This window comes from Actinosynnema sp., from assembly GCF_052038725.1.
The window spans coordinates 1-7,065 of the sequence record NZ_JBQGCX010000663.1; the positions used below are offsets into that span (position 1 = coordinate 1).

A 7,065-nucleotide genomic window follows, 5' to 3' on the forward strand; every position below is an offset into this window, starting at 1 on the left:
ACGCGGCGGGGGCGTGTTCCCGGCCACGCTCAACCGCCCCTCCGCAAGCGAAAAACCCTCAGCAGACGCTGTCCGACGCCTTCGGCACGACCAGCCCGAACAGCGGTCTCAGCCGCAGCCCGATCCACGTGCCGCCCAGGGCGAACGCGCCCCACAGCCACCCGTGCAGGCTGCCCGTGGAGATCCCGCCCAGGTACGCGCCGATGTTGCAGCCACCGGCCAGCCGCGCGCCCACGCCCATCAGGACCCCGCCCAGCACCGCCGCGAGCGCCGTGCGCCACGGGATCGAGGTGTGCAGCCTCCACGCCCCGGCCAGGGCCGCCGCGATCGCCGCGCCGATCATGATGCCCACGTTGGTCAGCGTGGTCTTGTCCGTCCACACCGACCCGGCCAGCGCCTTCGCGTTCGACGCGCTCCGCCAGAACTCCCACGTCTCCGGGTGCAGCCCGACCAGCTGCAGGAACTTCGCGCCCCACAGGGCGAACGCGAACGTCACGCCCCAGATCCCGCCCGACACCAGGAACACCGCGCCCGCCAGCACGCCCAGCACCACCGCGCCGACCAGGAGCGGCCACGAGCCGCGCAGCACCCGCGCCAGACCGGTCGCGGTCGGGACCACGTCCGCGGGCGGCGGGGTGCGGCGCTTCTGCACGAACCAGGTCGCCAGCACGATCAGCCCCAGCGCCGCGATCGTCAGCGCCCACGAGCCGAACCAGCCCACGTGGTCCGACAGCAGCACGCCCGGCACCGAGGGCCAGCCGTCGAACACCGGGAACGCGGCGGTGTAGACCACCGAGCCGACGATGAAGCCGAACAGGGTCAGCAGGATCGTGGACTGGCCCGAGCCGACCGCGAACAGCGTGCCGGACGCGCACGCGCCGCCCAGCTGCATCCCGACCGCGAACAGCAGGGCGCCCACGAACAGCGCCAGGCCGATCGGTCCGGCGCTCGCCTTGGGCGCGGACCCGAACAACCCGGACCCGGTCGACACGATCAGCGCGACGAGCGTGGCCGCCGTGCCGAGCAGCAGCGAGTGCGCCCGCACGCCCGCGCCGTTGCCGACCGCGACCAGCTGCCGCCACGCCGAGGTGAACCCGAACCGCGAGTGGAACAGGGCCACGCCCAGCCCGAGGCCGAGCAGGAGCAGCACGCCGGACCTCGCGCCGTGCGCGGTCCACGCGTAGCCGGTCAGCGCCACCGCGATCAGCGAGGCGACGGCGAGCGGGACGACCCGCACCGGCTCCTCCGGCCGGGGCGCGGGCGCGGCGCAGGAGGTCGGGAAGGTCGGGAGCCTGCGCTGGTCGGAGGGGGTCTCAGTGGTCGTGGACACCGGTCGGATTCTATTCGCCGTCCTAACGACCGGTAGTCCCGTTCACATGCTGGGAAGCCGGTGGATCACCCGGTGTACGCGCCCGCCGCGATGTCCGCGAGCAGGGTCGGCCCGGTGGGCTCCCAGCCGAGCGACTCGCGGGTGAGCGCGCTGGACGCGGCCATGTCCAGCGCGAAGAACCCGCCGATCCAGCCGAAGTGCCCCGCCACGTCCTGCGGGGCGACCGGCGCGACGGGCAGGTCCAGCGCGGCCCCGAGCGCCTCGGCGATCACCCGCGTGCTGATCCCCTCCTCGGCCACGGCGTGCAGCCGCGACCCGGCCGGGGCCTTGGTCAGCCCGAGCGCGACCGCCCGCGCCGCGTCCCGCACGTGCGCCGCCGCCCAGCGGTTCGACCCGTCGCCGGGGTAGCCGGACACGCCCTTCGCGCGCGCCACCGAGGCGAGCGCGTGGACGAACCCCCGGTCGCCGACGCCGTGCGTGGTCGGCGAGAACCGCACCGCGACCGCGTGCACGCCCCGCGCGGCGTGCTCCAGCAGCAGGTTCTCGCTGCCGCCGCGCGCCGAGTCCGGGCCGTGGAACGTGGACGGGTCGTGCTCGGTGGCGAGCCTGCCCGGCGCGACCCCGGCGAGCCCGGAGGCCAGCAGGAACGGCTTGCCGGTGCCCTCCAGCGCCGCGCCGAGGGTCGTGGTGGCGGCGCGCTCGGCGGCGTTGGTGGCCGCCAGGTTCCCGAAGTCGTGCTTGTTGGCCAGGTGGACGACGGCGTCGGCCTCCAGCGCGCCGGCCCGCAGCCCGTGGAGGTCGTCCAGGTCGCCCCGCCGCACAAGCGCGCCCTTGGCCTCCAGCTTCGCGGCGGACGCGTCGGACCTGGCCAGCCCGACGACCTCGTGCCCGTCCGCGATCAGCTCGTCCACGACGGCGGAGCCGATCCACCCCGACGCCCCGGTGACGAATACCCGCATGTCCCGCTCCCTCGTGATGACAGTGACTGACATGAGCGTAGCGGTTATGTCAGTCGCTGTCATCACTAGACTCGGGGCATGGCGCGATGGAAACCCGGAACCCCCGACCGGCTGCAGGAGGCGGCGCTGGAGCTGTTCGCCACGCGCGGCTTCGAGCAGACCACCGCGCAGGAGATCGCGCAGGCGGTCGGGCTGACCGAGCGGACCTTCTTCCGCCACTTCAGCGACAAGCGCGAGGTGCTGTTCCACCGGCAGGACGAGTTCACCGACACCTTCCGGGCCGGGATCGCCCTGGCCCCGCCGGACGCCCCGCCGATCGCGGTGATCGCCTCGGCGCTGCGCTCGTCCGCCGACTTCTTCCCCGACGAGGCGCGACCGTGGTCCCGCAGGCGGCACGAGGTGATCTCGGGGTGCCCGGCGCTGCGCGAGCGGGAGCAGCACAAGCTGGTCGTGCTCGCCGGGGTGCTGGCGGACGAGCTGCGCGCGCGGGGCGTCGACGCGACGCGGGCGGCGCTGGCGGCCAGGACTGGGGCGGCGGTGTTCCAGACGACGTTCGAGCTGTGGCTCGCGGAGGGGGAGGAGCGGGGGCTGGACGTGATCGCGGTGGAGGTGCTGGCGCAGCTGCGCGAGGTGCTCGGCTAGGGGACCGTTCCGGTCGGGGGTCGCGGTTACCCTCCTCGCAGGGGAGTCGCGGTGGCGCTGGTCGCCCCGGAGAGCGGGACCCCGGTCGTGCCCGGCGCCCGGTTCCCCACGAGGAGCGGGAACGAGCACACGATCGAGGAGCGCGAGGCGGGGGGCTGGCGCTGCCCAGCGGCAGGGTCGTCGCGGCCGACCCCGGCGCGTGGCCCGGCGGCCGGAAGCCGTTCCTGACCGCCCTCCCGCCCGGCGACCACCCCGTGCGCGTGCTGCTGGCCCTCGCGGAGGGCGGGGGCCGCGAGCACGTGGCGGCGGCGTGGTGGTGTTCACCGCGCCGAACGGGGACGGGGCCTACCCGACGTGGACCGGTCGCGCCGCCGACGGGGCGGTCGCCTGCCTGGTGCTCGACGCGCTGTTCCTGCCCGAGCGGACGAGGCGCGGGTAGGCCCCGCCGTCACGACCCCGCCGTCACGACCCCGCCGTCACGACCGCGCCGTCACGACCGCGCGGGCCACCCCAGCACCCGCCGGGCCGTGCCGCCGAACAGCGCCGCCCGCTCGGCCTCGCTCAGCCCGGCCCGGTCCAGCAGGTGGTGCAGCGCCTGCGCGTGCGAGTGCTGCCCCGGATACGGCGGGACCGGCGGGAAGCCGCGCAGCCTGCCGGACACCCGGTGCGCGTCGCTGCCCCACAGGCAGCGGTCCGCGCCGAACGCCGACAGCACCCGGTCCAGGTGCGGCCACACGTCCCGGTACGGGTAGGGCTCGGCCGACAGCGTCGGCGCGCCGGACAGCTTCACCGCCACGTTCTCCAAGCCCGCCAGGGCGAGCAGGTCCGGCAGCCCGCCCCACGGCGGGTCACCGGCGGGCAGGTACGGCGGCTGGTCGAGGCCGAGGTGGTCCACGACCAGCCGCAGCGACGGGCGCGCCCGCGCGACCTCGGCGATCTCCGGCAGCACCCCGCCCGCCAGCACGCTCACCGGGACACCCCGCCGCTCGGCCGCGTCGAACAGCCCGTCGTACCCGCCCGACCGCAGCCGCTCGGCGTTCTCCGGCGGCCAGGACAGCACCAACCGCACGCCCAGCACCCCCTCGGGCGCCTCGTCCCCGTCCCACGGCGCGATCACGGCCACCCGGTCCGGGTGCCTCGCCGCGATCCCCAGGCACTCGTCCACCGGGGCCGCGCCCGGCACCGCGACCAGCACCGCCGCGTCCACCCCGGCCGCGTCCAGCTGCGCCAGCAGCAGCTCGGCCTGAAGGTCCCGCCGGGACGCCTCGCCGTGCGGCCAGTCCAGCCGGGGCGAGGGCAGGTGCAGGTGCGCGTCCACGACCTCCATCACGCCCCCAACCCGCTTCCGCCCGCCACGACCAGCTCCTGACCGGTCACGTACCCCGCGCCCACCAGGTAGCCGACCGCCTCGGCCACCTCGCGCGGCGTGCCGGGCCGACCCAGCGGGACCCGGCCCGCGTACTCGGCCAGCGCCTCGGGCGGCAGCCCGCCCTTGGCCCAGATCGGGGTGTCGACCAGTCCGGGGCTGACCGCGTTCACCCTGATCCGGCGCGGCGCCAGCTCCAGCGCCAGCGACGGGACCGCGCTCAGCAGCGCGCCCCGGCTCGCCGCCGCGAGCGCCCCGCCGGGGATGCCCGACCGCACGCCCGCGCCGACCGTGAACACCACCGACGCGCCGTCCGCGAGCAGCGGCAGGAGCCTGGCGAGCGTGAGCAGCTGCCCCCTGGTGTTGACGTCGAACACCTCGGCGTACGCGGTCCCGTCGACCTCCTCGAACGGCAGCGAGCGGGTGATGCCCGCGTTCAGCAGCAGCACGTCGAGCGCGCCGAAGCGCTCGCGGACCTCCTCGGCGAGCCGGTCGGCGTCGGGCAGCGAGCGGGCGTCGGCGCGCAGGACGACGACGTCGCCGGGCAGCTCGCGGCGGGCCGCCTCGAGGGTCACCGGGTCGCGGCCGGTGACCACGACGCGGTGGCCGCGCTCGTGCAGCAGTCCGGCGACCGCCCGGCCGATGCCGGTGGTGCCGCCGGTGATCAGCGCAGTGGGGTGGGACAAGGCGGGTCCTCCTTCCTCGAAAAGGGCTGCCACCACCCTGAACCCGCAGGTCAGGGCACGTCCAATGCCGATCGCGCACCGGCTGTTCCCGGATCGGCATCACCGCCGGTCTAGGCTCTGGCCGTGCCCGCCCCGGACCTGGACCTGCGCCTGGTGCGCTGCTTCACCACCGTCGCCGAGCACCTGCACCTCGGTCGCGCGGCCCTCGCCCTGCACACCACCCAGCCCGCGCTCAGCAGGCAGATCAGCAGGCTGGAGCGGCAGGTCGGGGCCCGGCTGCTCGACCGCTCGCCGCGCGGCACCGCGCTCACCGAGGCCGGTCGGGTGTTCCTGCCGCGCGCGCTCGCGCTGCTCGACTCGGCCGCCGAGGCGGTCGCGGGCGCCCGCGCCGTCGGCCGGGACCGGATCACCGTCGGCTACGGCGTCAACCTCATCGTCACCCCGGCGGTCGCCGAGCTGCGGCGGCGGCACCCCGGCGCGGACGTGCGCGCCCGGCACGTCGAGTGGGACCGGGTGCGGTCCTCGCTGCTGGAGCGGCGGGTGGACGCGGTCGTCACCCGGCTGCCCCTGGACGCGGACGGCCTGCGGGTCGTGGTGCTGCGGGAGGAGCCGAGGGCGCTGCTGGTCCCGACCGGCCACCGGCTGGCGGACCGGCGGTCGGTGACCCTGGACGACGTGGCCGACGAGCCGATGCCGAGGGTCCCGGACGAGCGCTGGAACGCGTTCTGGCGGGTCGACCCCAGGCCGGGAGGCAGGCCCGCGCCGGACGGGCCGCTGGTGGAGTCGGTGGAGGACAAGGCGGAGCTGGTCGCGTCCGGGCAGGCGGTGGCGATCGTGCCGGGCGGCGAGCACCTGCGGCGGGTCCGGCCGGGACTGGTCGCGGTGCCCCTGGAGGGCGTCGAGCCGAGCCGCGTCGCGCTGGCCACGCGCGCCGGGGAGCGCGGCCCGCTGGTCGCGGAGTTCCGCGGGCTGGCCGCCACCCACCTGGTCGGCTGACCCGCCGGGGACGGCGCCCTGGCGTTGATCACCTGTTCGGGCGAGACCGGCCCCGAGCGGCGTTTCCCCCGCCCCGGCGCGGGTAACAGCAGCCGGTGAGACTGCGCCGCAGCACCCCCGGCGGGCCGGGTTTCGGACGACGTCGCCGGGGCGGCGGCTTCGGGTACACCGACCAGGACGGCGCCCGCCTGACCGACGCCGAGCACCTGGCCCGGATCAAGGCGCTGGTGATCCCGCCCGCCTGGCGGCAGGTGTGGATCTCCCCGCACCACAACGGGCACATCCAGGCCGTGGGCGTGGACGAGGCGGGCCGCAGGCAGTACCTGTACCACGAGGCGTGGCGGCGCGAGCGCGACGAGGAGAAGCACGCGCGCGTCCTCGCGCTGGCCCCGCTGCTGCCGGGGTTCCGGGAGCGGATCGCCCGCGACCTGCGCGGCCGGGACCGGGCGCTGCCGCTCGCGCTCACCCTGCTGGAGCGGGGCGCGTTCCGGGTCGGCGGGGAGAGCTACGCGGAGGACAACGGCTCGCACGGCGTCGCGACCCTGCTGTGCTCCCACGTCACCGTGCGCGGGTCCGCCGTGGACTTCCGGTACCCGGCCAAGAGCGGCGTCCGGTTCACCGCGACGGTCGAGGACGACGCCGTCGCGCGGACGGTGCGCCTGCTGCTGCGCGGCCGGAAGCGGCGGGACCGGCTGCTGGTGCGCAAGGACGGCGGGCAGGTGCGCTCGGACGACGTCAACGTGCGGTTCAAGGAGCTGGTGGGCGAGGAGTTCTCGGTGAAGGACCTGCGGACCTGGCACGCCACGGTCGTCGCGGCCCGCGCGTTCGCGGCGGCCGGTGATCCGGGCACCGAGCGCGGCAGGCGGCGGGTGGAGGCCGAGGTGATGCGGGAGGTCGCGGTGCGCCTGGGGAACACGCCCGCCGTCGCCCGCAAGTCCTACGTGGACCCCAGGCTCGTGGAGCTGTTCCGCGCGGGGAAGGTGCTGCTGGTGCGCGGGAAGGGGCGGGAGGCCGAGGAGGCCGCCGTGCTGCGGCTGCTGCGCTGACCCCGGACACGAGGGCGCCGCCACCGGTTCGGGAACCGGT

General features: G+C 76.1%; 8 protein-coding genes. 4 read left to right on the top strand and 4 right to left on the bottom strand.

Going from position 1 to position 7,065, the window contains the following annotated elements:
• Nucleotides 1–58 precede the first annotated feature (58 nt).
• Nucleotides 59–1,330, bottom strand: a complete 1,272-nt coding sequence (locus tag ACTUAL_RS13960; RefSeq protein ID WP_440900536.1) for a YeeE/YedE family protein — start codon at nt 1,328–1,330, stop codon at nt 59–61.
• Between the two features lie 65 nt (nt 1,331–1,395).
• On the bottom strand, nt 1,396–2,289 hold the full coding sequence (locus ACTUAL_RS13965) for an SDR family oxidoreductase (protein WP_440900537.1): 894 nt from the start codon (nt 2,287–2,289) through the stop codon (nt 1,396–1,398).
• Between the two features lie 78 nt (nt 2,290–2,367).
• Here ACTUAL_RS13965 and ACTUAL_RS13970 point away from each other — a divergent pair, with 78 nt between their 5' ends.
• Both ACTUAL_RS13970 and ACTUAL_RS13975 read left to right on the top strand, forming a co-directional pair.
• Nucleotides 2,368–2,931 carry a TetR family transcriptional regulator gene (locus ACTUAL_RS13970; RefSeq protein WP_096495761.1) on the top strand — a complete coding sequence of 188 codons (564 nt, stop codon included), beginning with the start codon at nt 2,368–2,370 and terminating at the stop codon, nt 2,929–2,931.
• Between the two features lie 310 nt (nt 2,932–3,241).
• Complete coding sequence (locus tag ACTUAL_RS13975; RefSeq protein WP_440900538.1) at nt 3,242–3,370, top strand: DUF4241 domain-containing protein; 129 nt, start codon at nt 3,242–3,244, stop codon at nt 3,368–3,370.
• A 51-nt stretch (nt 3,371–3,421) separates the two neighbouring features.
• On the opposite strand, the gene ACTUAL_RS13980 is transcribed toward ACTUAL_RS13975, so the two are convergent.
• Together ACTUAL_RS13980 and ACTUAL_RS13985 are read right to left on the bottom strand one after the other, a co-directional pair.
• Entirely contained in the window at nt 3,422–4,258 is an 837-nt protein-coding gene (locus ACTUAL_RS13980; protein WP_440900541.1) for an amidohydrolase family protein, read from the bottom strand.
• Nucleotides 4,258–4,983 (bottom strand): SDR family oxidoreductase, encoded by a 726-nt coding sequence (locus ACTUAL_RS13985; protein ID WP_096495759.1) that lies wholly within the window; start codon nt 4,981–4,983, stop codon nt 4,258–4,260. Before ACTUAL_RS13985 ends, ACTUAL_RS13980 begins: the two co-directional genes overlap by 1 nt.
• Nucleotides 4,984–5,106: 123 nt before the next feature.
• Between ACTUAL_RS13985 and ACTUAL_RS13990 the strand changes: the two genes are divergently transcribed.
• Together ACTUAL_RS13990 and ACTUAL_RS13995 are read left to right on the top strand one after the other, a co-directional pair.
• Nucleotides 5,107–5,979 (top strand): LysR family transcriptional regulator, encoded by an 873-nt coding sequence (locus ACTUAL_RS13990; protein ID WP_440900539.1) that lies wholly within the window; start codon nt 5,107–5,109, stop codon nt 5,977–5,979.
• A 95-nt stretch (nt 5,980–6,074) separates the two neighbouring features.
• On the top strand, nt 6,075–7,025 hold the full coding sequence (locus ACTUAL_RS13995) for a DNA topoisomerase IB (RefSeq protein WP_440900540.1): 951 nt from the start codon (nt 6,075–6,077) through the stop codon (nt 7,023–7,025).
• Nucleotides 7,026–7,065: the final 40 nt, after the last annotated feature.